This is a genomic window from Enterobacter sp. MGH120 (assembly GCF_001037725.1).
Taxonomy (GTDB): Bacteria; Pseudomonadota; Gammaproteobacteria; order Enterobacterales; family Enterobacteriaceae; genus Enterobacter; species Enterobacter hormaechei_C.
Map to the genome: position 1 here is coordinate 2,401,921 of NZ_KQ089940.1, position 26,935 is coordinate 2,428,855.

The following is a 26,935-nucleotide window of genomic DNA, read 5'->3' on the forward strand; positions in this document are numbered from 1 at the left end:
AAACTATTTACTCGGGGAATGTTTTTTGGGGAATGATTTTAATTAAATATCCTGTCAGGGCACACTATGAATATTGACCAGGCTTATGGGTTGCAACCTTTTTTAATTCTGTGAACGGGGTTGTGTTTCTTTATTACATTCCGCGAATAACTTTCCGTGAAGGTCACACAAAGTAAAAAACATAACCGACATAACAAAAAACATAATAGCCTGCCGAAAAACATTTAGACGAAATAGAGTGGCCCATCACTTCGGGTATTCACTTTTATTTCAGGATGGATTCTATGCAATTAAAAAAAATGGTTGTCCTCGTGGGGGCACTCTGTTCTGGCTCTCTTTTTGCGGCACAAAGCGCGACGAGCGTAGATGAAAAACTGGCGCAACTGGAGGCGCAAATCGAGGCGTTGAAACAACAGCAGGCGGCCAGTCAGCAGGCTGCTCCCGTGGTCGTCCAGTCAGAAGAGCCCGTCAATAAAGACGCACCACCGAAGCTGACGCTTTCGGGCTTTGGAGATATAAAATTTTATGGCGATGTGGAATTTAATATGGATGCTGCCAGCAAAACCGGCAGTCTGACTTCTGTTAAGCAAAGTGCTAATAGCGACTGGGCACCGGGAGATAAAGAACGGTGGGATATTAATGGTCGTATTTTGCTGGGGTTTGATGGTTATCGAAAAATGGATAACGGCCATTTTTCCGGATTTTCTGTACAACCACTGGGCGATTTGGCAGGGCAAATGTACCTTGATGATGCGGTATTTTTCTTTGGCGCAGAAAACGACTGGGAAATTAAAGTTGGACGTTTTGAAGCCTACGATATGTTCCCGCTCAACCAGGATACCTTTGTTGAATACTCAGGCAATACAGCGGACGATCTTTATAGCGACGGCTATGGTTACATTTATATGCTGAAAGAGGGGCGTGGCCGTACCGACAGCGGCGGTAACTTCCTGATGAGTAAAACGCTGGATAACTGGTATTTCGAGCTGAATACGCTGTTCAAAGACGGCAGCGATCTGTACGTCGACCAGCGCTACCATGGCGCGGAACTGGAAAATGATAAGAACGTCGCCTATGTCCGGCCAGTTATTTCGTGGCAGGACGGCCCGTTCTCAACGGCCGTCGCCATGGAAACCAATCTGGTCAACAATGCTTATGGCTATCGGGATGACGCGGGTCGTTGGGTCGATCAGTCTGACCGCACCGGTTACGGATTCACCATGACCTGGGATGGTCTGAAAGCCGATCCTGAGGATGGCATAGTCGTGAATCTCAACACAGCGTATCTTGACGCCGCAGACGAAACGGACTTCACATCCGGCGTCAATGCCCTGTGGCGTAACGCTGAGCTGGGCTATATTTATGCGCATAACGAAATCGACGAATTTAACACTTCAACCTTTGACGCAGAGTGTGAGAATGATTGCTGGATCACCGATCCGGGTGAGTATGATATTCACACTGTCCATGCGTCGTACCTTATTCCCAACGTAATGAAGATGAAGAACTTTAACATTTACCTGGGCGCCTACGCTTCGCGGGTGAACGCGTCGCCGAAAAAGGGAAGCGATAAGAACGACGATCGTTATGGCGGTCGTGTGCGGTTTAAATATTATTTCTGAAGAGTGTCATGATGCCCCTCTGTTAGCAGGCAGAGGGGCCATTTTGCAGGCCGGGTATGCGCAAGCGTCACCCGGCAATACGATCGGCTACAACCCTTTCTTATCCATCAGCACCGCCAGATCCACCAGACGGTTCGAGAAGCCCCACTCGTTGTCATACCACGACAGGATCTTCACCATATTCCCGCCAATTACCAGCGTTGAAAGCCCGTCGATGATGGATGAGCGCGGGTCGCCCTGATAATCACGGGAGACCAGCGGTTCATCGCTGTAGCCCAGAATGCCTTTCAGCGGCCCGCTGGCGGCAGCCTGACGGAACGCGTCATTCACCTCTTCGGCGGTCACGTTGCGGCTCAGCGTCACCGTCAGATCGACAATCGACACCACCGGAACCGGCACGCGCAGGGAATACCCGGTGAGTTTACCGTCAAGCTCTGGGATCACTTTCCCGAGCGCTTTTGCCGCGCCGCTGGAGTAAGGCACAATGGATAATGCTGCCGCGCGCGCGCCGCGCAGATCTTTTTCCGGCTGGTCATGCAGCGCCTGGCTGTTGGTGTAGGCATGCGTGGTGTTCATCAGCCCGTGCTCAATGCCAAACTGCTGGTGCAGCACCTGCGCCGCTGGCGCCAGACCATTAGTGGTGCAACTCCCGTTGCTGACCACAAAATGCTGGGCCGGATCGTACAGCGTGTGGTTGACGCCCATCACCACCGTCAGATCGTCATTTTTAGCCGGGGCGGAAATAATGACGCGTTTTGCGCCGCCGCTCGTGATATGCACCGCCGCTTTTTCACGTTCGGTGAAGAAGCCGGTAGCTTCGATTACCACCTCAACGCCTGCGTCTTTCCACGCAATGTTTGCCGGGTCGCGTTCACTGAATACGGTGATGCGTTGCCCGTCAACCTGTAGCGCGCCGTCCGCCGCTTCCACAGGCACCGGCAGCGTGCCGAGCAGAGAGTCATATTTCAGCAGATGGGCGAGGGTTTTACTGTCCGTCAGATCGTTAATGGCCACAATCTGGAGATCCGGGTTGCCCAGCGCCGCGCGCAGGACATTACGTCCGATACGGCCGAAACCGTTAATACCGACCTTAACCATGATGCACTCCTTATCTGTGTTGTCTGGAGTTACTGTAGGCGTCAGGTCGTATGGCGTAAATGACAAAAAAGGATCATATTACGCCATTCTACGGCAGTGGAAGCGCTGGCGGTATTCGCCCGGCGTAAGATGAAGCTGCTTTTCAAAAACGCGGCGCAGGTTGATGCTGGTACCAAACCCGCTTTTTTCGGCAATGACCTCAAGCGGATCCTGGGTCTGCTCCAGAAGCTGTCGGGCGGCGGCCAGACGCGCTTCGGTGACATAACGGGCCGGAGGCACGCCCACGTCACGCGTGAACACGCGGGTGAAATTGCGCGGGCTCATGGCGACCCGTTCGGCCAGCCTTTCGACGCACAAATCTGCGGTGAGGTTTTGCAGGATCCAGCTTTGCAGTTCGCTGACTGGTCCGGTCGCGCCGGACTGCTCCAGATTATAGCGGCTGAACTGTAGCTGGCCGCCAGGCCGACGCAGGTACATCACCATATCCTGCGCCACATTGCGGGCGAGGGTGAAGCCGTAATCATCCTCCACCAGCGCCAGCGTCAGGTCAAACCCGGAGCTGACGCCGCCGGACGTCCAGACGGGGCCATCCTGAACATAGAGCGGGCCGCCCTCAACGTTGACCGCAGGATAGCGGGTTTTCAGGGTTTCCAGAAGCCGCCAGTGGGTCGTTGCCCGGCGCCCATCGAGCAGTCCGGCCTGTGCCAGCAGCAGGGCCCCGCCGCAGACAGAGGCGACGCGTCGCGCATGCGGCGCGGCCAGGTGCAGCCAGTCCACCACGGCGGTGCTCTCCAGCTCATTCATGCCGCGGCCGGTAATGATGATCGTGTCCAGCGGCTCGCGCGGATCAAGCTCCGGCAGGCGATAGTCCGCCAGCAGGTTCAAGCCGGACTGGCCGTGGATCACCAGATGAGGCTGGGTGGTGGCGATAATGGTGCGGTAGCGGGGCTGCGCAAGGCCGTCCGGGTGCAGCCGGTTGGCCTGCATCAGAATGTCGGCGATACCGGCGGCCTCAAACAACATGCCACCATCGGGAACGATAATCAGGATCTTCTTCATGTCCTGAAAAGTACCTTTATCACAAAATAAGTCAAGCGGCAGGCGAACATTGTAGAAGAGACAAATGAGGCGTGCCGGGTGAAAGAGTAGAACGGCAGATGTTGGGAAGAAGTAAAATAAATATGTAGTAACGGTAAAACTTCTTGCGTGAGGTTCACTGTCAGCGCCGCTGAACCCCCCCAGTTTATGGGCTGCAAGGGAGCGCGCTGAACGATGAGAGAGCAAAAAGATGTAGCCGGGCTTAATTGTTTAGGTGCAAAAAATAACCCCAAAGGGGAATTTTGCTCAGGTTATTTCGGATCGCGAAATTAAATTTCTGCCATTTTCTTAGCCGCCATTTGTTTATGCGGGACGCTCGTGCACAATAAAAGTTATCTTCTTAATGCAACAATGAAAATATCCCAGATATATCCCGCAGCGCACAGAAAAAATGAAATTCTACTAATTATGGTAGTGGAGATAATAAGGGGTTACGTTAATGATAGTGGTTCTCTTTTTCCTGTTTAGCCATTAATTTTCATAGAGTTATGCTCGAAATCTGTCTAAGAAAAAGACGATTTTACCTAAGTGCGCATTTTTTATGAGATTAATCCTATAATGCATTGGGCGTATCATTAAACGCCATTAAGCAGGTGGGAAATATTGAATTGATGACAAGCTCATGTAAACTTGTCTACCGTTTGTCAAAATATGTCAGGAGCATGCTGGGCCCATTTCTGTCGGGTTCGTGCGGTAGCTATGCCTTAAAATAGTTACCTGCTGAAAATATTCCGACTATTTTAACAATAGCACCTAAGTCAAATTTTATCCCCTCTCTTCATCCTCTAAATATCGCTACGGAAAAGCATATGAAACTGCGCGTATTGTTATCACTTTTGTTTGTTATGGCGGTGGCGGGCTGTAAGGCGCCGCAGAAACCAGCGATCACCGATGATACGATTGTGACCAGCCAGGTGAATGGCATCACGCTGACGCACCGTCACGCTGTTACCCCTCCGGCGGAGTTCACTCAGGTGAATGAACCGTACCGTGCCATGTACCCGGCATCCCTGATGAGCCGTCCTGACTACGGCGGAAAAGTGATCCGTACGCTTGAGACCGGCAAAACTTACGTTGTGCTGGGGCAGGTTGAACATTTCTGGATGGCGCTGGCCGATGAAGGGAGTGAACAGCTGATTGGTTACGTGCCGATGCGTGCCGTGATCAAGGCTGACCAGTACGAAGCCACCGTGCGTAAACAGGCACTGCGCCCGAAAGCGCGTAAGAAAACCACCTGTGTTGATGTCGATGGCAACAGCAAAGCCTGCAAAGACAGCGCGAACGGTACCTGGATCCTGAACTAAACGGGTTTCACGAGCATATTTTTATGAATAATAAAAATTTTCATCGGATGTGGTTCCCTTTTTTTGCGTTGATTCTCGCGCTGATCGGTGGTTGTACGTCGTCTTCACACAGCGACCCCTCCCGCTACAATCTTCAGTTTCAGGCTCATCCTCAAATCAATGATTCTGCACCGCTTAAGGTCAGAGTGTTGCTGCTGAAATCCGATGCGGATTTCATGTCCAGTGACTTCTACTCCTTACAGAACAACGCGTCAGCCACGCTTGGCGCGAATCTGCTGAACAGCGATGTGTTCTTCCTGATGCCGGGCCAGCTTTCGAAAACCCTGAGCGGACAAAGCTCACCGGAAGCGCGCTATATCGGCGTGATGGCGGAATACCAGGCGCTGGACGGCAAAAAATGGCGCGTCTCACTTCCTTTGCCTGTTCCCGGCGAAAACGCGATTTACCAGTTCTGGAAATGGTCCGCAGATGAACTCCAGGCCAGCGTCTTTCTTGACGTAAATGGTATCCGGGTCATCAGCCAGTAACGCCCTTCATAACAGGAAAGAGATCATCATGACGAAAGCAGAAAAGGTCGTCTGGACCGAGGGCATGTTCCTGCGTCCCCACCATTTTCAGCGGACAGAAAGTTACCTCCTCAACCACGTTCGTGAGTGGGGGGCCTTGCAGCGATCGTATCTTTGGGGCTTTCTCGACCTTGAGCTGGATGAAGCGATGCTTCGCCAGGGCTGTATTGCCCTGAGCTACTGTAGCGGTTTGCTGCCTGACGGCACCTTTTTCCAGGTTCGCAGCGACCGCAACGGTCCGGCTCCGCTAAAAATTCCCGATAATCTCACCAATGAAAAGGTGGTGCTTGCGCTGCCGGTTCGTCGCGGTGGCCGTGAAGAGGTGATTTTCAGCGAGGAGCAGTCTTCTCTGGCGCGTTTTATTACCTTTGAACAAGAGGTGGAAGACGACAACGCCATGTCGGTTGGGGAGGCGACGGTCCAGTTTGGCCGCCTGCGTCTGACCCTGATGCTGGAGAAAGATCTGACGGCAGAATGGACCGCCATCGGCGTGGCGTACGTCACCGAAAAGCGCAACGACAACCACGTGCGGCTGGATAACAGCTACATTCCGCCAATGCTGAACGCCAATAACAGCCCGCAGCTGTACGGTATGATCAATGACCTGCACGGCTTGCTGGTGCAGCGTAGCCAGCAGATCGGCGGTCGACTGCGCCAGCCGGGGCGTTTCAATACGTCCGAGATGGTTGAGTTCACGCTTCTCTCGCTGATCAACCGCCACCTTGGCGACGTCTCACATTTAAAAACGCTGCCGTTGCTTCACCCTGAAGCGCTCTGGCGCAGCTGGCTGCCGTTTGCCACGGAGCTCGCCACCTGGACGCCGCAGCGTACCGCAGAGAGCATACTGCCGGTCTACGACCATGACGATCTCGCCGTTTGCTTCAGCAAACTGATGCTGATGCTGCGCCAGGGGCTGTCGCTGGTCATGGAAGATCATGCCATCCAGCTGCCGCTGCACGAACGCTCCCACGGGCTGAACATCGCCACCGTGCCGGAGACCAGCATGGTCCGCGAATTTGGCTTCGTGCTGGCGGTAAAAGCCAATGTCCCCGGCGAACACCTGCAAACCCATTTCCCTGCCCAGATGAAGGTTGCGCCAGTGTCGAAAATTCGCGATCTGGTTCAGCTCCAGCTGCCGGGCATCATGCTTCGGGCAATGCCCGTCGCGCCGCCGCAGATCCCGTGGCATGCAGGCTACAGCTATTTCGAACTCGAGAGGGGCAGCGAACTGTGGCACGAGATGGACAAGTCCGGGGCATTTGCGCTGCATCTCGCAGGGGAATTCCCGGGTCTCGATATGGAGTTCTGGGCCATCCGTAGCCCGACAGAATAATAAAGCGAGCGCTTAATATGCAGGAACGACAGGATACCGGCAGTGATGCCGTGTTTACCGGAGCCAGTGGGAACAATCAGCTGGTGGCGGCCGCCAATCCGCTGCTCAATGCGATTCCGCAAATCCGTCATTCGGTTTCCCACGACGATCAGGTCGGGCTGCGCCAGCGCCTGATTGACGAAATTCGCCGTTTCGAAGTGCGATGCCAGCAGGCGGGCTTACCGTATGAAGTGATTGTCGGCGCGCGCTACTGCCTCTGCACGGCGCTGGACGAAGCCGCCGCGCTGACCCCGTGGGGAAGCAGCGGCGTCTGGTCAAGCAATGGTCTGTTGGTGACGTTTCATAACGAAACCTGGGGCGGTGAGAAGTTTTTCCAGCTGCTGGCGCGTCTGTCGCAGAATCCGCGCGAACACATTCTGCTGCTGGAGATGATCAACTACTGTCTGCTGCTCGGCTTTGAAGGCCGCTACCGCGTGCTGGACAATGGCCGGACCCAGCTTGAAACCATCAAACAGCGCCTGTGGCAGATGATCCGTGGCGTGCGCGGCAGCTACCCGCCGCCGCTCTCGCCGCACCCGGAAGATCGCCCCGTACTGCGCAAGCTCTGGCGGCCGATGATCCCACTCTGGGCGTGCGTGGCGCTGGTCGGCTTTATCGCCTGCCTGTTCTATATCGTGCTGAACTGGCGTCTGGGTGATAACACCAGCCCGGTGCTGGCGAAAATTTACCAGTCCCAACTGCCGGAAACCACCATCCAGCAGCCTGCGCGTCAGCTGCCAGCGGTGCTGAACCTGCGCGGCTTCCTGAAACCAGAAATTGATGCCGGTCTGGTGGCCGTTAAGGATGAGGCGGATCGCAGCGTGGTGATCCTGAAAGGGGACGGACTCTTTGCCTCGGCCTCAACGGTGGTGCGCGATCGCTATGAGCCGGTCATCGACCGCATCGCCCAGGCGATGAATAACGTCAGCGGCAAAATTCTGGTGGTGGGGTACAGCGACAACGTGCCGATCCGCAGCGCACGCTTCGCCTCCAACTATGAACTCTCGCTTGAGCGCGCCCGTTCGGTGCAAAAACAGCTCCAGGGTAGCCTCTCACAGCCTGAGCGCGTCAAAGCCGAAGGGCGGGGTGAGATCAACCCGGTAGCGCCTAACACCACGCCTGAAAATCGCGCCCGTAACCGCCGCGTAGAGATTACGCTGCTGGTATCGCCTGACAATACCCAGGCCGAGCTGAACGGATTGCCGCAAGGAAACTAAGGATGCTGACAACTCTACTTTCTATACTGACCAATCGCATTCTGTGGAGCTTCCTGGGCGTAACGGCGCTCGCGGCGGTCATCTGGATGATTGGCCCGCTGTTGTCCATCGTGGATACCCGGCCCCTTGAATCAGAGCAGAACCGCGTCATCAGCATTGCGGTGGTCTACCTGATTTGGGCCCAGAGCCACATTTTGCCGCGGCTGTATAACGCCTGGCTGAACCGTAAGCTGATGGACAAGCTCAACGAAAATACCACCAGCCCGGAGGCGGCCGATCCGCAGAAACGTCTGAACAGCGAGGAGCAGATCCTTGCCGGGCGTTTCGATGAAGCCGCCCAGATGCTGAAAAAAGCCCACTTCAGCAAAGCGGGACATGGCGCGCAGTGGACGCAGCGCTTCAGCACACAGTACCTCTATCAGCTGCCGTGGTACGTCATTATTGGCGCGCCGGGTTCAGGTAAAACCACCGCGCTGGCCAACTCCGGGCTGCAATTCCCGCTGGCGGATCGCTTCGGTAAAACCGCGCTGCGCGGCATTGGCGGCACGCGCAACTGTGACTGGTGGTTTACCAACGAGGCGGTTCTGCTGGATACCGCGGGGCGCTACACCACTCAGGAGAGCGAGCAGGTTCAGGACGCCGGGGAGTGGCTGGAATTTATCAACCTGCTGCGTAAATACCGCCGTCGCCAGCCCATTAACGGCGTGATTATCACCATCAGCATTTCCGACCTGCTTTCGCAGTCCGCTGAGGCCTCGCGCCAGCAGGCGGTCAACCTGCGCCAGCGTCTCTCCGAGCTGCATGAACAGCTGGGTATTCGCTTCCCGGTGTATGTGATGGTGACCAAAGCGGACCTGCTTAAAGGCTTCCGCGCCTGGTTTGCGGATTACGACAAAGCCCAGCGCGACCAGATCTGGGGCTTTACGCTGCCGTGGGAGCAGACCAAACACGCCGATTACGACCTGATGGGCAACTTCCAGCAGGAATTTTCCCTGCTGCAACAGCGTCTGGATGCTGGCCTTCCGGAAACCATGCTCAAAGAGCATGACGCCAAAACCCGTGCGGAAGCCTATCTCTTCCCGCAGGAGTTCGCCGCGCTGCGTCCGCTGCTGGCTGACTACCTGAGCACGGTCTTTGCCCGCTCAAACTTCGAAACCGAATTTTCTCCGCGCGGCATCTACTTTGCCAGCGGCACTCAGGAAGGGATGCCGTTTGACCGCGTGATGGGCGAGCTGAACCGCGCGCTCTCCTTACCTGAAGGGGGGGAAAGCACGCGCTGGGATTCGGTGAGCAAAGAGGCGCCGATCCCGGGCGCGAAGGGCCAAAGCTTCTTCATTAAAAACCTGCTGCAAAACGTCATTTTCCAGGAAGCGGGCATCGCCGGGGAAAACCGCTGGTGGGAGCTACGCAACCGCGCGGTGATGTGGTCCGGCTACGCGGCGCTGCTCGCTCTGCTGGTGATCCTGGGTGGCCTGTGGCTGACCAGCTACGCCAAGAATAAAGCCTATCTGGAAGAGGTGGATGCAAAAGTGCCGATGCTGGAGCAGCAGAGCAAGGCGCTGCAAAACCAGCCCCAGCGCGATCTGTTTGTGCTTCTGCCGCTGCTTAACAGCCTGGTGGATCTGCCGAAAAGCAATGCCTTCGACGTTAACGACCCGCCGGTTTCCCGCCGCATGGGGCTTTATCGCGGGGATGACGTCAGCGATGCCTCGCAGTCTCTGTACCAGAAGGCGCTGGATCAGATGCTGCTGCCCGCCGTGGCGATGCACATTACCACCTGGCTGCGCAACGACAACGGCAGCGATGTGGAGTACAGCTATGAGGCGCTGAAAGCCTATCAGATGCTCTACCAGCCGAAGCACTATGACGGCAAATTCCTGCACTCGTGGGTGATGCTTAACCTGCAACGCAACCTGCCGCAGAATGTGACGCAGGCGCAGCTTCAGGAGCTGGAATGGCACCTGACCCAGCTGCTGGAGCCAAAAATTCAGGCTTCACCGTATGCGCAGGATGAGGATCTGGTGGCCCGTGAAAGGGCGCTCATCAACCAGCAGCCGCTCTCAACACGCGTCTACGGCCGCCTGAAACGTCTGCTGGAGCATGATGAGAACCTGAAGCCGGTTTCGCTTTCAGATCTCGGCGGCCCGCAGAGCGAGCTGGTGTTTTCCCGTAAAAGCGGCAAGCCGGTGAGTGAGGGCGTAGCGGGTCTTTATACGCCGGACGGCTACTGGAAGAGCTTCAACGACCAGATCGACAGTGTGACCACCGCCCTGCACGAGGACGATGCCTGGGTACTGGGAGCGACCACCGCTCAGGAAGATAAACAGCAGATCGACAACGCCGTGCGCCAGCTCTACATGCGCGACTTTATCGTCAACTGGGATCGCTTTCTCGCTGACATTCAGCTCAACAACAGCGCCGATCTTTCCCAGCGCATCAACACCGCGCGCCTGCTTTCAGGCACCAACTCGCCGCTGCGCCGTCTGGTGCTTAACCTGAGCAAGGTGCTGACCCTGTCGCGCACTGCGCCTGCGCCGGAAGATGCGCAGAAAGCGGAAGACCAAAGCAACCGCGCCACCCGCACGCTGGAAGCGCTGTTCAGCAACGGTGACAACGCCCCGACGCAGGGCGCGGTTGTGACGCAGGCGCCTGAACAACTGGTGACTGACCACTATGCGCCGATGATTGAGCTTGCGCAGCCGCTGGAGAAGGGTGGCAAGACCATCGTCTTTGACGATTTTCTTAAGCAGGTTGACGAGCTTTATCGCTACCTGACCGCCGTTCAGGATGCGGCAAACAGCGGTATGCCCGCGCCGGGCGGCGATGCAATCAGCCGCCTGCAAGCCAGCGCGGGACGTCTGCCGGGCGGGCTGCAAACCATGTTCAGCAATATGGCCGTCGGCGCCAGCAGCGATACCCAGCGTCGCGATCTGGAGAACGTGCGTAAGCGCATTAACGTGGAAGTGGGTGGGTTCTGCCGTCAGGCGATTGCCGGGCGTTATCCACTGGTGCGCAGCGCCAGCACCGAGGTGACGCCGGACGATCTCGCCCGCATGTTCGCGCCGGGCACCGGACTGATGGACACCTTTTTCCGCGACAACCTGACCAACAAGGTGGACACCACCCAGGCGAACTGGCGCTTTATGCCGGGCATCGACGGTAAAACGCTGCCGGGCAGCGAAGGGCTGTTGCGTCCGTTCCAGCAGGCGCAGTCTGTCCGCGATGCCTTCTTTGCCAACGGCGCGACCACGCCATCCTTTAAGGTCACGGTGCGCACCGTGCGGATGGACAACACCATTCTGAACCTGACGCTGGACGTGGACGGCCAGCTGCTGCGCTACAGCCACGGTCCGCAGGCGGTGCAGATCATGAACTGGCCGGGGCCGGGCGGGACGAACCAGGTGCGTATGCAGCTCGGTCTGACCAATGGCAGCACCGCAACGCTGGTAACTAACGGTTCCTGGGCGCTCAACCGCTTTTTCGACAAGGCGCGCACCAGCCCTGGCGCGGGTAGCCTGAGCCGTCAGGCCACCTTCAACGTCGACGGACATCAGGTCACGCTGGAGTTTGCCCCGAACAGCATCCGCAACCCGTTCCAGCTTCCCCGTTTCACATGCCCATAACCGCAAGGACAGCCGTATGACGAATACCCCTGCGATGAACCGTTATAGCTGGTATGGCAAATTACCCAGCGCCGGAGATTTTTTGCAGCGTCGCTTTCCGGATACCCTGCAACGCCAGTGGTCGCACTGGTTCCAGGTCGGCCTGCTGGCCTGGCAACAGGAAGAGCAGCGCAGCGGCGAGCGCCCGTTTTCAAAAGCCCCGGTGTGGAACTTTGTCGTCCCGCCGATGCTCGGTAGCCAGATGATTCAGATGGGCTGCCTGCTGCCGGGCCGTGACAGCGTAGGCCGCCACTATCCGGTATGCCTGCAACTGAGCTTCACCCCCGCCGAGTGGTCATCCCGCCTGCTCGGGCAGGCTGAAAGCTGGTACCAGCAGCTTGGCCGTCTGGGGCTGCACGCGGTGCGTAACAGCTATTCTGCCTCCCAGCTGGATGAAATGCTGATGACCATCCCGGCGCCCCAGCCGGTTGAGCCACAAAAGCGTTCCGACATTCTCGACGTGATTGGCTATGACGACGATGGTCAGAGCACGCTGGGCTGGCCGCAGGCGGCGGAGTGTTTTGATCCGCTGCGCCAGACCAGCTACTGGTGGACAAACCGCTGCGACGGCTATCCGCTGTACACCCACGTCCACAGTGGAAACTTCACCGGGCAGCTCTTTACGCTGCTGTTCGATCCGGCAGGCGGCGCCCGTCCGGGCCGCCACGGTCTTTACCCGCCTATGTTTGAATAAGCAGGGATCTTATGAATATCGATGAATTTCTCGCGCCGATAAGCCCCGATAACCCCTGCGGTGAAAATCTGGAGTACGACGCCGATTTCCAGGCCATGGGTCAGGCCAGTCAGGGCAAAGCCGAGCAGCAGTTTGGCGACACCATCATTCCGGCAGAGCCTGCCGACTGGAACACGGTGGAAAAACTCGCCACCAGCCTGCTGGGTCGCACCAAAGATCTTCGCGTCATGCTGGCGTTAACCCATGCCTGGACACGTCGTCGCGGTCTGGCAGGTTACGCCGACGGGCTAGTGCTGGTGCAGGAAGCCCTGTCCCGATACTGGGAGCAACTTTACCCTCTGCTGGAAGAGTATGGCGAAACCGATCCATTCTACCGCATCAATGCCCTCGCCGGGCTGAGTGATAAATCTGACCTGACGGTCGCGGTGCGTAACGCCTCACTGCTCCGCTCAAACGGCGATGAGATTTCACTCCGTGACGCCCAGGCGCTGCTTGACGGCAGTAAAACCGAGTGTCCGGATTATCCGGGCGGTCGTCCACGACTGATCGATGAGCTGGCCCGGGGCGATCAGCCCGGCACCGAAGCGGTAATCGTGATCAACGAACGCCTGCTGGCCATCCGCGAACTGCTTACCGGCTATCTCGGGGAAAGTGGCGTCCCGGAGATGGAACAGCTTTTGAAAACTGTCGGACTGGTTTCCAGCGCCTGTCAGGTGACCGATATCAGCAAGCTGCTGCCGAACCGTGACGCGCAGGCTGAACAGCACGCCGAGCCGCAGCCGGTGGCCGCGTCGCCCGTTCAGCAGGTGACGGACTGGCGCAGCGTGCAGGTGACCAGCCGCGCCGACGCCCAGCTGATGCTGGAAAAAGCGAAGCAGTATTTTGCGCAGTACGAACCCAGCCATCCCGCACCGCTGATGATTGAACGGGTGCAGCGGCTGTCTGAACTCAACTTTATGGACATTATTCGCGACCTGGCGCCAGACGGCGTTAACCAACTGGAAAACATCTTTGGACGCCGCGAATGACGCGTCCTGGCATTATGACGACAGGCATGGAGTCTGCCGTTTCACCTTCACCGCGCATCTTTGATGGAGAACATCATGGCAATGAGTAACAGTGGACAGAAATTCATCGCACGCAACCGTGCTCCCCGCGTGCAGATCGAGTACGACGTAGAGATCTACGGCGCAGAACGCAAAATTCAGCTGCCGTTTGTGATGGGCGTTATGGCCGATCTGGTTGGCAAGCCGGTGAAAAATCTGCCAGCCGTCGACGAGCGTAAGTTCCTGGAAATCGACATCGACAACTTCGACGAACGCATGAAGGCGCTGAAGCCGCGCGTGGCGTTCCAGGTGGATAACACCCTGACCGGCGAAGGTAAGCTCAACGTCGATCTGACCTTCGACAGCATGGACGACTTCCTGCCGGACGCGGTGGCCCGCAAAGTAGAGCCGCTGAACAAGCTGCTGGAAGCCCGTACCCAGCTCTCCAACCTGCTGACCTACATGGACGGTAAAAACGGTGCGGAAGAGCTGATCGCGAAAATTCTCCAGGATCCGACGCTGCTCAAATCCCTGAGCCAGTTGCCAAAAAATGACGAAAGTGCGAAAGGTAGCGAGGAATAATCGATGAGCAACCAGACTCAACAACACGATCAGCAGGCGGGCCAGGCGTTCAGCCAGGACGAGTTCAGCGCGCTGCTGAATAAAGAGTTCCGCCCGAAAACCGATCAGGCGCGCTCTGCCGTAGAAAGCGCGGTTAAAACCCTGGCGCAGCAGGCGCTGGAAAACACCGTGACCTTCTCAAACGATACCTACCGCACCATTCAGAACCTGATTGCCGGTATTGACGAGCAGCTTTCGCAGCAGGTGAACCAGATCATTCACCACGAGGAGTTCCAGAAGCTGGAGAGCGCCTGGCGCGGCCTGAGCTACCTGGTGAACAACACCGAAACCGACGAGATGCTGAAGATCCGTTTTATGAGCATCTCCAAGCAGGAGCTGGGCCGCACCCTGAAGCGCTACAAGGGCGTGGGCTGGGACCAGAGCCCGATCTTCAAGAAAATCTACGAGCAGGAGTACGGCCAGTTCGGTGGCGAGCCGTTTGGCTGCATCGTGGGCGACTACTACTTCGACCACAGCCCGCAGGACGTTGAGCTGCTGGGCGAGATGGCGCGCATCGGCTCTGCGGCCCACTGTCCGTTCATCACCGGCACCGCGCCGGGCGTGATGCAGATGGAGTCCTGGCAGGAGCTGGCTAACCCGCGCGACCTGACCAAAATCTTCCAGAACACCGAATACGCTGCCTGGCGTTCACTGCGTGAATCCGAAGATGCCCGCTATCTGGGTCTGGTGATGCCGCGCTTCCTGTCGCGCCTGCCGTACGGTATTCGCACCAACCCGGTGGACAGCTTCGATTTTGAAGAGCAGACCGACGGCGCGAACCACAACAGCTACTCCTGGGCAAACGCTGCCTATGCGATGGCGGCCAACATCAACCGCTCCTTCAAAGAGTACGGCTGGTGCACCTCGATTCGCGGCGTGGAATCCGGCGGGGCGGTGGAAAACCTGCCGTGCCACACCTTCCCAAGCGATGACGGCGGCGTGGACATGAAGTGCCCGACCGAGATCGCCATCAGCGACCGTCGTGAAGCGGAACTGGCGAAAAACGGCTTTATGCCGCTGGTGCACCGCAAAAACTCCGACTTCGCCGCCTTCATCGGCGCGCAGTCCCTGCAAAAACCGGCCGAGTACCACGACCCGGATGCCACCGCTAACGCGCGCCTGGCCTCCCGTCTGCCGTACCTGTTCGCCTGCTGCCGTTTTGCTCACTACCTGAAGTGCATCGTGCGCGACAAAATCGGCTCCTTCCGCGAGCGCGAAGAGATGGAACGCTGGCTGAACGACTGGGTGATGAACTACGTGGACGGCGACCCGGCTAACTCCTCCCAGGAAACCAAGTCCCGCAAACCGCTGGCGGCGGCGGAAGTGCAGGTGCAGGAAATCGAAGACAACCCGGGCTACTACGCCGCGAAGTTCTTCCTGCGTCCGCACTACCAGCTGGAAGGTCTGACCGTTTCCCTGCGTCTGGTATCTAAACTGCCGTCGCTGAAGACGAAGGACGCGTAAGAGCGTCAGACTGCTGACTACGTGCGTTTTGTGAGTTTCGCCCGGCGGCGCTACGCTTGCACGGGCCTACAATCAAACGTGCAATCAATTGATATCGTTGCTCAATGTAGGCCGGGTAAGCACAGCGCCACCCGGCAAGAAAGACGGCTAAATTGCTAATGCTGTCCTTAACTGGTTCCACAATAAAGCACAGTAATAAAGACTTCACATTCATTCCGTTATTTCGGGGGAATGTAAGACTGTCAAATGACACGGGTCGTTTGATATGAGGCAGAGGTAAAATATGGACGGTTTTATTCAGCCCCATGCTTTCCTGTTTGCCATATAAGAGCTTTTTCGAAAGCAATATTGTTCATCCACGAAGAGTAGATATTATGGCTATTGATATGTTTCTGAAGGTCGAGGGTGTTACGGGCGAATCTAAAGATTCTAACCACACCGGCTGGACTGATATTACCTCCTTCTCCTGGGGCGCGTCCCAGCCAGGTAATATGAGCGTTGGCGGTGGCGGCGGTGCCGGTAAAGTGAACTTTAACGATCTGCACGTTAACGCTCTGATCGACAAATCCACTACAGCAATCCTGAAACACTGCGCAAGCGGTAAACACCTGACCAAAGTTGAACTGTCCGTCTGCAAAGCGGGTGGTCAGCAGGTTGAATACACCCGCATCACCCTGGAAGACGTTCTCGTGACTTCCGTTCAGTACACGGGTGCAGACAACGGCGATACCGTTGGCGTGACCTATGCATTCCAGGCTGCGAAAGTGAAACAGCAGTACTGGGAGCAGACCACTGCCGGTGGTAAAGGTGCTGAAAGCAGCGCTGGCTGGAACATCAAAGAAAATAAAGAAGCGTAACAGGAGTGGGCCCGAAAGGGCTCACTTTAGCCTGTACTTTCTAAAAGGGAAAATACTTATGCGTCCTGCTTTTGGTGCCGCCTGGAACAGATTCAGAGAAGTTAATGTCAATGTCGAAACGGTGGGCAAATTATTGGGTGGAAAAGTCCAGCACAATATTGAAGCCGGAATTTTTCAAAATGCATGCCCCATTCGTATGAGCTACGTTTTAAATTATTGTGGCGTTCCAATTCCCTCCAACAGCAGATATGCGACGGTTACGGGGAGTGATAAAAAACGTTACATGTATCGCGTAAAGGATATGATTGCTTTTCTGCCAACTGTACTGGGTAATGCAGATATGACGGTGACGTCTCCAACACCAAGCCAATTTGCAGGTAAACAAGGTATTATTATCTTTAGCGGTCACGGCTGGAGCGATGCCACTGGACATGTCACGCTCTGGAATGGGAATATTTGCTCCGATGATTGCCATTTCTTGGGTTCTCCCGGTAATGGTTCGTTTATTCCTGGCAGCGCTACGCTCTGGAGCCTGAAATGAAACGTTTACTCGCTTTCGTACTCGCGTTAAATACCTCATATACCATCGCCCATACTCTCCCGGACGTTAACACCTTTTCTCAACAACAGATTTTTGAAAACTGGGTGCAGAATCGCTGTATCGGCAAGATTGCGGACAGTGCGACGCTGAAAAATGATGCAAAGGCAAGCGCCGCAGCATGGCTGGAAGTCAGTAACCTGCCTGCCGAGAATTTCGAAAAAGCCGACGAGGTTATTAACTCCTTACTGAAACAAAAGCTAGGTGGTACGGCACCGGTAAACTATGAGGTATTAAAGTGCAGCTTAATTTCCCATAGCGATGCGATTCGCCAACTCAATGTCCAAAAATAAACTTTCTGCAAAGGCTACACATTAAAAATACAAGGAGTTTCCATGGCAAGTCCGTCAAACGTTGCTCCAGGTTACTGTGTCGTTCAGCAACCCGGCACTCTGGATTTTCAGGCAAGACAGCTATTTGGCACTGCGCGCAATGAAAAATCCGAGTATTTTATGCAATTGAATAAAGACACTGCGTGGCTCAAACCCGGACAAATATTAATTGTTGCTGATCCGCTTGGCGATAATCAAACTCAACAGATCAATAGCTTAGCCATTGCGAAAAAGAAGGTGACCAACGCGCTTGCGACTTTGGATGGAGCCACCGCTGAGTTTTTGAAAAATAATTATGATAATATAAAAGCCATGACAGGCTGGGGCGATACAATCGTCGGGGGCGTGAGCGGTACAGGTGAGTCATATTTTAAGCAAATTGAAAATATTTTAATTAAAATTGAAGCCACCTATCAAAATCAGTACAGGACACAAGGTGCGCTTTTTGGCCAACAATTTTATGCTGAGCGCAATGCGCTTTTCGCGCAATTGAAACCCTTGTTAAATAAAATAACTAAAAAACAGCTTAAGTTTAAAGATTATGCGGATCTTAAGAGAGCATTAGGACTGTCCACGAAATCAATAGTCCATGAATGGAGTACAGTTGGTATTGGTGCAATCCCTGGCTACTCAACATATATTGACAGAGCAGCCAGAATTTCCTCTTACCTGAAAGCAGGTGGATGGGTTGCTTTAGGTTTTTCTTTTATGAATACGTCTAACGAAGTTTATCATGCCTGCACTACTGGAAGAGAACATGAGTGCAGCAGAGTTGCAGTGACAGAATATAGCAAATTTGGAGGCGGTGTCGCTGGTGCTGCATTAGGCTCCTCCCTTGCGGCTCCTGTTTGTCTTGCATTAGGTGTGCCCACAGCGGGGACAGGTACACTCATCTGTGGTTTAGTGGTTGGTGCAGTCGGGGCAGCGGGCGGAACACAAATCGGTGGGTTTGCAGGAGAACAGCTAAACAATTTAATTTTTAGCGGAGAATAAAGTGATTTTTAATAATATTTACTCTGCTGTTATTATCTGTCTCTTTATTGCTTTTATAGGCATAGTTATTTCATTTTATATAGACTATCGGAAAAATTATCGCCAGGTTACTCAAATATATGCGATATTAACAAATCAACAGTTGCTCAAAAAAGAAGATTATCAAACCTGGCAAAATCTTGGGTTCTGGGGATTTGGTTTCCTCACCACAATTTTATCACGGGTCTTACAGGGTAAGCGTGTGAGATTAACTGAGTGTCGTTGGCTTGAGCCACAGTCGTGCAATAAAATTTTTTCTGATTTTGATTTGTCATGGGTTAAGTCGTATAGAAGAAAAATACTTATTGCCACTGTTATATTTTTACTGCTGTTAATTCTTTCGAGCATTAATAGTGTCTAATTTTATGTTGAAAATTTTAACGATGCCTTTCTGAATTAACCCCCAAACCCCGCCGTTCTCACCCCCGAGAGCGGCAGCGTTTGAGCGCTAATCATACCAGCAGGAATACGCCATGCGATTCACGATTATTTCTACGAAACCCGGTCATCAGCCGCCGCAAAGCAGCTGTGATTTTTATGCCCCGGGCGGCACCATTGGGCGCGGTACGGATAACAATCTGGTGCTGCCGGACAATGACCGCACCATCTCGCGTTTGCAGGCCATCGTTCACGTCGACGCCAGTGGCGAATGCCGCGTCACGAACCGCGGCAGCGTTACCCGCGTGGTACTGAATGATATCCCGCTGGAGCGTGGGCGTCAGGTTGAGCTTCAGGATGGGGATATTCTCGGTATTGATGATTATCGCATTGAAGTCAGCGAACTCATTCATGACACCCAGCCCGTAAGCCGCATGGCGGCAAGCATGCAGCAGGCGCGTCCAGCGGCGACACCTGCGCCAGCACCGCAACCGAAACCGGCCAGCGCCGCGCCTCGCGGAAAAGCTGAACCTACGGCCGTGCCGTCGGAAATCTGGGACAGCCTGATGCAGGAGTTTTCCATCTCCGACAGCATCTCCAGCAACCGGGCAAAACCACAGCCCGCGGCCTCCCACGACCCGTTCTCCCAGCCTGCGGCCCCGGAGCGGAATGCCGAAGATCCGCTGGCAATGTTTAACGACGCCGAACCGTCGCTTGAACGTAAAAACGTTGACCCGGACACGCTGTTCAGTGATGAAGCGTTGTTTAAAAAAGAGAGCATCTTTGACGATGTCACCCCTTCAACGCTGGTACAGCCGGACGAAAGCAAACCTGCCCAGCCAAAGGAAGAGGCGTCTGACGAACTCGATCCGTTAGCCCTGTTTGGCGGGTCGGCGAGCGCACCTGCCGCGCGTCACGATGACCCTCTCGGCCTGATGGGCGGCGCGCCGTTAACCCATCCGGATGAAATCGTGGCCGATAAGCCGGAGCCAAAGCCTGAACCGCAAGCCGCACAGGAAGAGGATGCGCTGGCCAGCTCACCGCTGTTCGATCCGGAACCGACTGAACCACAGGACGCGCCGCGCGCGGAAGAGGAGCCCGCGCGCCCCGATTACGCTGGCTTCACCATGCCAACACCGCAGGCCGTGGCGCGCAGCAACGCGCAGGCGCCTAAAGGCCGACTGCGTATCGACCCGGTTAAAAACGCTGCATCGCCTGCTGCCTCCGCGCAGACCGGCGAGCGGGGCGAGGTGCTTCAGGGCGAACTGCTGGAGGCGCTGCTGGAGGGCATGGGCCTGAGCGAAATGCAGCCGGTACCGCAATTCGACCGGGAAAATATGCGTCAGCTGGGGCAGATCCTGGGCATGTTCTCGCAGGGGACCGTGGCGCTGCTCTCCTCGCGCTCCATCCTCAAGCGTGGGGTGAAAGCCGATATGACCATGGTGCTCGACGATGCGAACAACCCGTTCAAACTGTTGCCGACCGGGAAAACGGTGCTGATCCAGATGTTCGGCACGCCGATGCCGGGCTTTATGCCGCCGACCAAATCGGTGCGTGATGCGCTGATCGATCTCCAGGCACACCAGCTAGGGATGATCTCTGGTATCCGCGCCATTATCGCCGCCATGCTGCAATCCTTTAACCCGGAACAACTGGAAGAGCAGGCGAAGCAGAACGGGATGACGTCACGCCTGGCGCTGCCGGGCAGCCGTAAAGCCGCGCTGTGGGATTATTTCGTTCGCAGCTATGGCGAGACGGCGGGCGAGATCGAGGACGACTTCCATACCCTGTTTGGCGAAGCCTTCCTCCATGCCTATGACATGGAGGTCAATCAGTACAAAGACTCACAAAGCGGATCGGAAGAAAAATGAATATCGCAACGGCTTCTCTCTCCCGCCAGGGGACGCGCGCCAGCAACCAGGATCAGACGGGAGAAACCATCGGGGAACGTTCAGCCTGCTTTGTCGTCTGTGACGGCATCGCGGGCCTGCCGGGCGGCGAGGTGGCCGCTGAGCTGGCCCGCAACAGCATTATTTCCCGCTTTGACGGCGACAAGCACCTGAATGCGCAGCATATTCGTGACTACGTCCAAACGGCGAACCGCACCATCCTCAGCGAACAACAGGCCGTGCAGGACTATCGCCGGATGGGCACCACGCTGGTCAGCCTGTTTATCGACAGGGATTACCGTCTGGCTTACTGGGCGCACGCCGGAGACAGCCGCCTGTACCTGTTTCGCCGCGGCTGGCTGTGGCATGTCACCACCGATCACAGCCTCGTCCAGCAGATGAAAGATGCCGGGCATCAGACCGACGATCTCAACAGCAACCTGCTGTATCTGGCGCTGGGTATTGAGAATGGCGGACCGGAAGCGAGCTACAGCGATGTCGTGCAGGTTGAGGACGGTGATGCCTTCCTGCTCTGCACCGACGGTTTCTGGCACGGCGTCAGCGAAGAGCAGATGAAGCAGTCGCTGCACATGGTCAATACGCCACAGGAGTGGCTGACCTTAATGAACCAAATCATTCAAAAGAATGCCGAACAGGAGGGCAATGCTCAGGATAACTATACCGCCGTGGCGGTGTGGATGGGCAACCCTCAGGACACCACTTTGCTGCATACGCTCTCTGACGCAGCACAATTTCTTCCCTGCGGAACTGATTAGACACACAAGGATTGATATGAAACTTTGGCTATCGGGTTTGGCTCTTCTGACAGTGGCGACCACCGCACAGGCTGAAAACTTCCGCATCGTGCAGTCCCCTGCGCAGAAGCTGGATATCTGGATCGACAACATTAAAGACAATACGCCGCAAAGCTGGTGTAAGGCGGACGTGGCGCTGCGTATCGTGGCGAACGGCAAGAAAGAGGTTTCGGTGCTGGAAAACTTCGTGCCGCGCCTTGGCTCGCTGCTGGAGCACCAGTGCAGCAAGCTGAATACCCTGAACTGGACGCTTAACGATCCGGAAGGCACGACGCTTGCCCGGGGCACAGCGGCTAAAGCGCAGGACTGGGCGCTGGTGGTGAAGCAGCAGGAAACGGCGGCGGCAACGACCACCACCTCAGGCGCGCTGCTGCCGCCTGACCAGAATCCGGAGACGCACACCGTGGCGGCAGATCGTACGCCATGGCAGGAGTTCACCCTTCAGGACGGTTGCCATCTGCGCACCTTCTGGGAGGGCGGTTCCTCCGCGCCAGCGCTGTTTATTCCGGATTCCGACACCACCCGCTGCGGCAACGGCAGCTGGCTCAGCGGCCACACCGTGGTGACGCAGAACCGTAACGGGACGCAGAAAGCGATTCCGGTCACCTACATTCACGGCTTCCCGGTGATGGGGCTGAACAACGCGGTCGATCCTGAAAAGGCGCTGATCACCTCCGTCAACAAAGAGCGCATGGTCTTCAGCACCCAGAACAGCGACCAGAGCTGGATGATCCTGCCGTACGACAGCACCCTGAACGGCTGGAAGAGCAACGGCACGGTGGCGGTGGAAATCACCCGTGAGATCGCCAGCGACGACGCCAGACTCCAGGCGCGTATCGCAGAGGTGAAGAAGATCTGGAACGCATGGGTTGCACCGGGCGCGGAGCTGAACGTTGTTCTGATTGACACGCTGCGTCCGCAGTTGCGCGATCCGGCAGTGGGCGCCTGGCGCGCGGCGAATTAAGGAGGGGCTATGAATACGCTTTATCAACGTCTGGCGGGGGAGTCGATTAGCGACGCGCTGCTTCGCCTGGAAGCCGATATCAAAGCCCGTCCGGCGGATGCCGATCTGCGCGCTGCGTTTGTGCAGTTTCTGATCCTCAGCGGCAACTGGGCGCGCGCCCTGACCCAGCTGAAAAGCTGGCTGGCGCTGAAGCCGCAGGCAAAACCGACCGTAACGCTGCTGGAGCAGGCCATTCAGGGTGAACAGCAGCGGGCGCGCGTGTTCGCGGGAGAGGTACGACCGGCAATGCCCGAGGCGCAGTGGCCGTGGCTGACGACGTTAGCCCAGGCGCTGACCGAAAGCGCAGGGCAAGCGCAAACGCTGCGCCTGGCGGCACTCGAACAGGCCCCGGCAAGCCGCGGGCAGGTCACGCTGGAGAATGAAGAGAGCCATACCTTTGAATGGCTGATGGACGGCGATGCCCGTCTGGGGCCGGTGTGTGAAACCCTGGTCAATGGCCGTTATTTCTGGGTGCCGTTCTGCGCCATCGACGCGATCCGTTTTCAGGCTCCGGCCAGCGTGACCGATCTGGTGTGGCGTCATGCGCTGGTCCGCCTCATGGACGGCACCGAGCAGGTGTGTCAGATCCCGGCTCGTTATCCGTTTGCTGACGGGGCGCCAGACAGCGTTAAGCTGGGGCGCACCACCGAATGGCTCCCGCTGGACGATGACGGCGTCCTGTATGAAGGCATGGGACAGAAAGCCTGGCTGAGCGAGCAAAGCGAAAGCCCGCTGCTTACCCTGAGCCTGGTGACATTTACCTCGGATGGTGCGGATGAGTAATCCCGCTGGCGAAGGCGATCTGCTGCGCAGCGGCTGGCAGGCCCGCAGCAGGCAGGAGAAAGTGGGGGCGCGCGACAAAATGCAGCCCTCACTGCTGGATCGCCTGACGGATAACGATCCGGAAAAAAAACGCGAGTCCGCCAACAGCAATCTGATTACCCACGCCGCGCTGCGTCGTAACGTCCTGCGGGATTTACAGTGGTTGTTTAACACCATTAACCACGATGCCTCCAGCGATCTGAGCGGGCTGACGCAGGTGAGCCGTTCCGTCGTGAATTTTGGCGTGGCGCCGCTGGCGGGGAAAAGAATGTCCGATATTGAATGGCACGACATTCAGCGCAAGCTCACCGAAGCGATTATTAACTTTGAACCGCGGATCCTGCCGCAGGGGCTTCAGGTTCGCTGCGTGTCCGATACCTCTTCGTTAGATCTGCACAACGTTCTGTCTATCGAAATCAAAGGTCGCCTGTGGTGCGTGCCGTATCCGCTGGAGTTTCTCTTTCGCACCGACGTCGATCTTGAGAACGGCCATTTTGAACTGAAGGATGCGGGGTAATTATGGAAAGCAAACTGCTCGAATATTACAACCGTGAACTGGCCTATCTGCGCGAGATGGGCGCAGAGTTCGCCGAGCGCTACCCGAAAGTGGCGGGGCGGCTCGGCATGCGCGGCATCGAAGTGGCGGACCCGTACATTGAGCGCCTGATGGAAGGTTTCGCCTTCCTGACCTCCCGCGTGCAGATGAAAATGGACGCCGAATTCCCGCGCTTTTCACAGCGTATGCTGGAGATGATTGCGCCAAATTATCTGGCGCCTACGCCGTCGATGGCGATCGCTGAAATTCAGCCCGACAGCAGCCGCGGCGACCTGAGCAAAGGCTTTATTGTGCCGCGCGGCACCATGATGGACAGCCTGGCGCTGAAAAAAACCGGCGTTACGTGCAGCTATACCACGGCGCACGAGGTGAACCTGCTGCCGTTAAAAATTGAGCGGATCGAGCTGGGCGGCGTTCCCGCCGATCTGCCGCTGGCTCAGCTCGGCCTGAGCCAGCGGGGGATCAGCAGCGCCTTACGGATCCGCATTGCCTGCGATGGCCCGCAGCATCTCGGGCACCTGGACTTTGACCGCCTGGAGTTCTTCTTAAGCGGCCCGGACATCGAGGCGCTGAAGCTGCTGGAGCTGGTGATGGAGCACCACGCGGGTATTGTCTGCCAGACGGTCAGCAAGCAGCCCCAGCGCCAGCTGCTGTCGTCTGACGCCCTGCGTCAGGAAGGCTTTAATGCGGACCAGGCGCTGCTCCCGGACGATCTGCGCAACTTCGACGGCTATCGCCTGTTGCAGGAGTACTTTGCGTTCCCGGCGCGTTTTCGTTTCATCAGCCTGAGCGGGCTGGGCAAGCTGATCCAGCGCTGCGAAGACGAAAAAGCGTTTGATATCTTCATTCTGCTCGACAAGAGCGACGATCAGCTGGAGCGCGTGGTGGATGCCAGCCACCTGGCGCTGCACTGCACGCCGGTGATCAACCTGTTCCCGAAAGTGGCGGCCCGGCAGAAGCTGAGCGAAAGCCAGCATGAATACCACCTGGTGGTGGATAACATCCGCCCGCTGGATTATGAAATTTATGCCGTGAAAAAAATCTATGCCAGCGCGGATGGGCAACGGGACGACCAGACGTTTCGTCCGTTCTGGAGTACCTGGAGTGGCGACGCGGGCAACTACGGCGCCTATTTTTCCCTGCGCCGTGAGCAGCGCGTTCTCTCCGAGCACGCGCTGCGCTATGGCACCCGCACGGGCTATATCGGCTCGGAGGTCTTCGTCTCGCTGGTGGATGCGCAGCACGCGCCGTGGCAGGAGAATTTGCGCTACATTTCCGCCGAGGTGCTGTGCACCAGCCGTGACCTGCCGCTGATGCTCCAGCAGGAGCTGGGGCAGTTTATTATGGCCGACTCCATGCCGGTGAAGGCGTTAACCCTGCGTAAAGGCCCGACGCCGCCGCGTCCGGCGCTGGCCGAAGGGTTCAGCACCTGGCGGCTCATTAGCCAGCTGCAAATGAACTACCTCAGCCTGATGGACAGCGAAAACGAAGAGGGCGCTGCCGCGCTGCGTCAGCTGTTAGGGCTGTACGCCAACCTGGCCGAGACGCCGGTTGCTCGTCAGGTGGATGGCGTTCGTCACTGCGTGCTGGAGCCGGTGCACCGTCGCGTGCCTGAACCCGGCCCGGTGGTGTTCGCCCGCGGGATCGGCATCACCCTGACGGTGGACGAACGCGCCTTTTCCGGCGCCAGCCCATGGCTTTTCGGCAGCGTGCTGGAACGCCTTTTTGCCCGCCTGGTCTCCATCAACAGTTTTACGGAGTTCACGCTCAAGAGCCAGCAGCGTGGTGAAATCGGCTACTGGGCGCCGCGCATGGGTAAAAGGGCGCTGGTATGAGTGAAGTTGCCCCTGCAACGCTGCGCGTGCATCGCCTGACGCCGCTGCCCGATGCGTTCTGGCGCGGGGTGCGCGAGACGCCGTGGCGCTATGATCTGTTCCAGCTGTTAAGACGCATTGATGCCCAGGGCGGTGAACGTTACCCGCTGGGGCGCGCGCCGCTGCCTAAATTTGAGCCGCTGCGTATTGGTCAGCAGCCTTCAATGGGCTTTGCGCCGTCAACGGTTGCTGAGGTCCGGCAGCGGGAAGAGAACGGACTGCATGACGTTTCCATACTGAGCTTCGGCCTGTTTGGTCCTAACGGCCCGCTGCCGGTGCACATGACTGAGTATGCCCGCGAGCGTATTCATCATCATCAGGATCACAGCCTCAGCGCGTTTGCCGACCTCTTTCACCACCGCCTGACGCTGCTGTTCTACCGCGCATGGGCGGACGCGCAGCCTGCCGTTTCACAGGATCGCGACGACAACAGGCGCTTCGAAGGGTATCTGGCATCGCTGATTGGCATGGGGCAGCCTGCCCAGATGTCGAAAGGCAGCCTAAGCGCGCACGCCCGCTTTACTCACGCCGGGCACCTGACCCGACACGGGCGGGACCCGGAAGGGCTGGAGAAAATCCTGCGCAACTATTTCAACGTGCCGGTCAGGCTGGTGGCCAACGTCCCGCAGTGGATGCCGCTCTCAACGCGGGAGCAGGCACAGCTGGGCGAGGGGCGGCGTATGCCGCGCATGGGAGAGTCCGCTTTTCTCGGCATTGCGGTACGCGACGTGCAGCATAAATTTCGGCTTGAGATTGGCCCGTTGAGCGCAGACGACTACAACCGTTTTCTGCCGGGCGAAGGGTGGGTGACCGAGCTGCGCGACTGGGTGCGACAGTACGCCGGGGTGGAATTTGAATGGGAAACACGGGTGATCCTGCGCGCCGATGCGGTGCAGGGCGCTACGCTCGGTAGCGCCGGGCGATTAGGGTACAACACCTGGCTCGGCCTTCAGCCTCAGCCTGTTCCGCGTGGCGATCTGGTGTATCGCGCAGAGCGATAATCCTTCCGTATACC

Annotated in this window: 24 protein-coding genes; 22 read left to right on the top strand and 2 right to left on the bottom strand. The window is 56.8% G+C overall.

Features of this window, described 5'->3' with window-relative positions; genetic code table 11:
• Positions 1 to 284 precede the first annotated feature (284 nt).
• Positions 285 to 1,622, top strand: a complete 1,338-nt coding sequence (locus SK54_RS11320) for a carbohydrate porin (protein ID WP_039270575.1) — start codon at positions 285 to 287, stop codon at positions 1,620 to 1,622.
• A gap of 87 nt (positions 1,623 to 1,709) precedes the next feature.
• On the opposite strand, the gene gap is transcribed toward SK54_RS11320, so the two are convergent.
• Positions 1,710 to 2,720 carry a type I glyceraldehyde-3-phosphate dehydrogenase gene (gap, locus tag SK54_RS11325; RefSeq protein WP_015570325.1) on the bottom strand — a complete coding sequence of 337 codons (1,011 nt, stop codon included), beginning with the start codon at positions 2,718 to 2,720 and terminating at the stop codon, positions 1,710 to 1,712.
• Positions 2,721 to 2,798: 78 nt separating this feature from the next.
• Complete coding sequence (locus SK54_RS11330) at positions 2,799 to 3,779, bottom strand: GlxA family transcriptional regulator (RefSeq protein ID WP_023303874.1); 981 nt, start codon at positions 3,777 to 3,779, stop codon at positions 2,799 to 2,801.
• A gap of 848 nt (positions 3,780 to 4,627) precedes the next feature.
• On the opposite strand from SK54_RS11330, the gene SK54_RS11335 reads away from it, so the two are divergent.
• From SK54_RS11335 to tssG, 21 genes are all read left to right on the top strand, one after another.
• Positions 4,628 to 5,122, top strand: a complete 495-nt coding sequence (locus SK54_RS11335) for a hypothetical protein (protein ID WP_006810964.1) — start codon at positions 4,628 to 4,630, stop codon at positions 5,120 to 5,122.
• Positions 5,123 to 5,145: 23 nt separating this feature from the next.
• Positions 5,146 to 5,649, top strand: coding sequence for a type VI secretion system lipoprotein TssJ (gene tssJ / locus SK54_RS11340; protein WP_022648418.1), 504 nt, complete (start codon positions 5,146 to 5,148; stop codon positions 5,647 to 5,649).
• A 28-nt stretch (positions 5,650 to 5,677) separates the two neighbouring features.
• Positions 5,678 to 7,021 (top strand): type VI secretion system baseplate subunit TssK, encoded by a 1,344-nt coding sequence (gene tssK / locus SK54_RS11345; protein ID WP_015570328.1) that lies wholly within the window; start codon positions 5,678 to 5,680, stop codon positions 7,019 to 7,021.
• A gap of 17 nt (positions 7,022 to 7,038) precedes the next feature.
• A complete protein-coding gene (locus SK54_RS11350) occupies positions 7,039 to 8,277 on the top strand; it encodes a DotU family type VI secretion system protein (RefSeq protein ID WP_003859963.1) in 1,239 nt (412 codons plus the stop codon).
• A gap of 2 nt (positions 8,278 to 8,279) precedes the next feature.
• On the top strand, positions 8,280 to 11,900 hold the full coding sequence (gene tssM, locus SK54_RS11355) for a type VI secretion system membrane subunit TssM (RefSeq protein ID WP_048247207.1): 3,621 nt from the start codon (positions 8,280 to 8,282) through the stop codon (positions 11,898 to 11,900).
• A gap of 16 nt (positions 11,901 to 11,916) precedes the next feature.
• A complete protein-coding gene (gene tagF, locus SK54_RS11360) occupies positions 11,917 to 12,633 on the top strand; it encodes a type VI secretion system-associated protein TagF (RefSeq protein WP_015570330.1) in 717 nt (238 codons plus the stop codon).
• A gap of 11 nt (positions 12,634 to 12,644) precedes the next feature.
• Entirely contained in the window at positions 12,645 to 13,661 is a 1,017-nt protein-coding gene (tssA, locus tag SK54_RS11365; protein ID WP_017693278.1) for a type VI secretion system protein TssA, read from the top strand.
• 75 nt (positions 13,662 to 13,736) lie between these two features.
• On the top strand, positions 13,737 to 14,261 hold the full coding sequence (gene tssB, locus SK54_RS11370; protein ID WP_048247947.1) for a type VI secretion system contractile sheath small subunit: 525 nt from the start codon (positions 13,737 to 13,739) through the stop codon (positions 14,259 to 14,261).
• A 3-nt stretch (positions 14,262 to 14,264) separates the two neighbouring features.
• Positions 14,265 to 15,764: a type VI secretion system contractile sheath large subunit gene (tssC, locus tag SK54_RS11375; RefSeq protein WP_006810956.1), complete on the top strand. Its 1,500-nt coding sequence runs from the start codon at positions 14,265 to 14,267 to the stop codon at positions 15,762 to 15,764.
• Between the two features lie 374 nt (positions 15,765 to 16,138).
• Complete coding sequence (locus tag SK54_RS11380; RefSeq protein WP_014884229.1) at positions 16,139 to 16,621, top strand: Hcp family type VI secretion system effector; 483 nt, start codon at positions 16,139 to 16,141, stop codon at positions 16,619 to 16,621.
• A gap of 58 nt (positions 16,622 to 16,679) precedes the next feature.
• Positions 16,680 to 17,162 (top strand): type VI secretion system amidase effector protein Tae4, encoded by a 483-nt coding sequence (locus SK54_RS11385; protein WP_006810953.1) that lies wholly within the window; start codon positions 16,680 to 16,682, stop codon positions 17,160 to 17,162.
• Positions 17,159 to 17,512: a T6SS amidase immunity protein Tai4 family protein gene (locus SK54_RS11390; protein WP_045348635.1), complete on the top strand. Its 354-nt coding sequence runs from the start codon at positions 17,159 to 17,161 to the stop codon at positions 17,510 to 17,512. Before SK54_RS11385 ends, SK54_RS11390 begins: the two co-directional genes overlap by 4 nt.
• Positions 17,513 to 17,554: 42 nt before the next feature.
• Positions 17,555 to 18,544: a hypothetical protein gene (locus SK54_RS11395; protein WP_047728277.1), complete on the top strand. Its 990-nt coding sequence runs from the start codon at positions 17,555 to 17,557 to the stop codon at positions 18,542 to 18,544.
• A gap of 1 nt (position 18,545) precedes the next feature.
• The gene (locus SK54_RS11400; RefSeq protein ID WP_045348633.1) at positions 18,546 to 18,944 is read left to right on the top strand and encodes a hypothetical protein; all 399 of its coding nucleotides are present in this window, start codon (positions 18,546 to 18,548) and stop codon (positions 18,942 to 18,944) included.
• Positions 18,945 to 19,056: 112 nt separating this feature from the next.
• Positions 19,057 to 20,832: a type VI secretion system-associated FHA domain protein TagH gene (gene tagH / locus SK54_RS11405; protein ID WP_045337519.1), complete on the top strand. Its 1,776-nt coding sequence runs from the start codon at positions 19,057 to 19,059 to the stop codon at positions 20,830 to 20,832.
• Positions 20,829 to 21,626: a PP2C family protein-serine/threonine phosphatase gene (locus SK54_RS11410; protein WP_003859969.1), complete on the top strand. Its 798-nt coding sequence runs from the start codon at positions 20,829 to 20,831 to the stop codon at positions 21,624 to 21,626. Before tagH ends, SK54_RS11410 begins: the two co-directional genes overlap by 4 nt.
• A 16-nt stretch (positions 21,627 to 21,642) precedes the next feature.
• Positions 21,643 to 22,629 carry a hypothetical protein gene (locus tag SK54_RS11415; RefSeq protein ID WP_047728278.1) on the top strand — a complete coding sequence of 329 codons (987 nt, stop codon included), beginning with the start codon at positions 21,643 to 21,645 and terminating at the stop codon, positions 22,627 to 22,629.
• A 9-nt stretch (positions 22,630 to 22,638) separates the two neighbouring features.
• Positions 22,639 to 23,451, top strand: coding sequence for a type VI secretion system accessory protein TagJ (locus tag SK54_RS11420; protein WP_047728280.1), 813 nt, complete (start codon positions 22,639 to 22,641; stop codon positions 23,449 to 23,451).
• Complete coding sequence (gene tssE / locus SK54_RS11425) at positions 23,444 to 24,007, top strand: type VI secretion system baseplate subunit TssE (RefSeq protein ID WP_015570336.1); 564 nt, start codon at positions 23,444 to 23,446, stop codon at positions 24,005 to 24,007. The genes SK54_RS11420 and tssE overlap by 8 nt, the downstream gene beginning before the upstream one ends.
• 2 nt (positions 24,008 to 24,009) lie before the next feature.
• Complete coding sequence (tssF, locus tag SK54_RS11430; RefSeq protein ID WP_023296775.1) at positions 24,010 to 25,881, top strand: type VI secretion system baseplate subunit TssF; 1,872 nt, start codon at positions 24,010 to 24,012, stop codon at positions 25,879 to 25,881.
• Positions 25,878 to 26,921, top strand: coding sequence for a type VI secretion system baseplate subunit TssG (gene tssG / locus SK54_RS11435; RefSeq protein ID WP_032648553.1), 1,044 nt, complete (start codon positions 25,878 to 25,880; stop codon positions 26,919 to 26,921). Before tssF ends, tssG begins: the two co-directional genes overlap by 4 nt.
• The last annotated feature ends 14 nt before the right edge of the window (positions 26,922 to 26,935 follow it).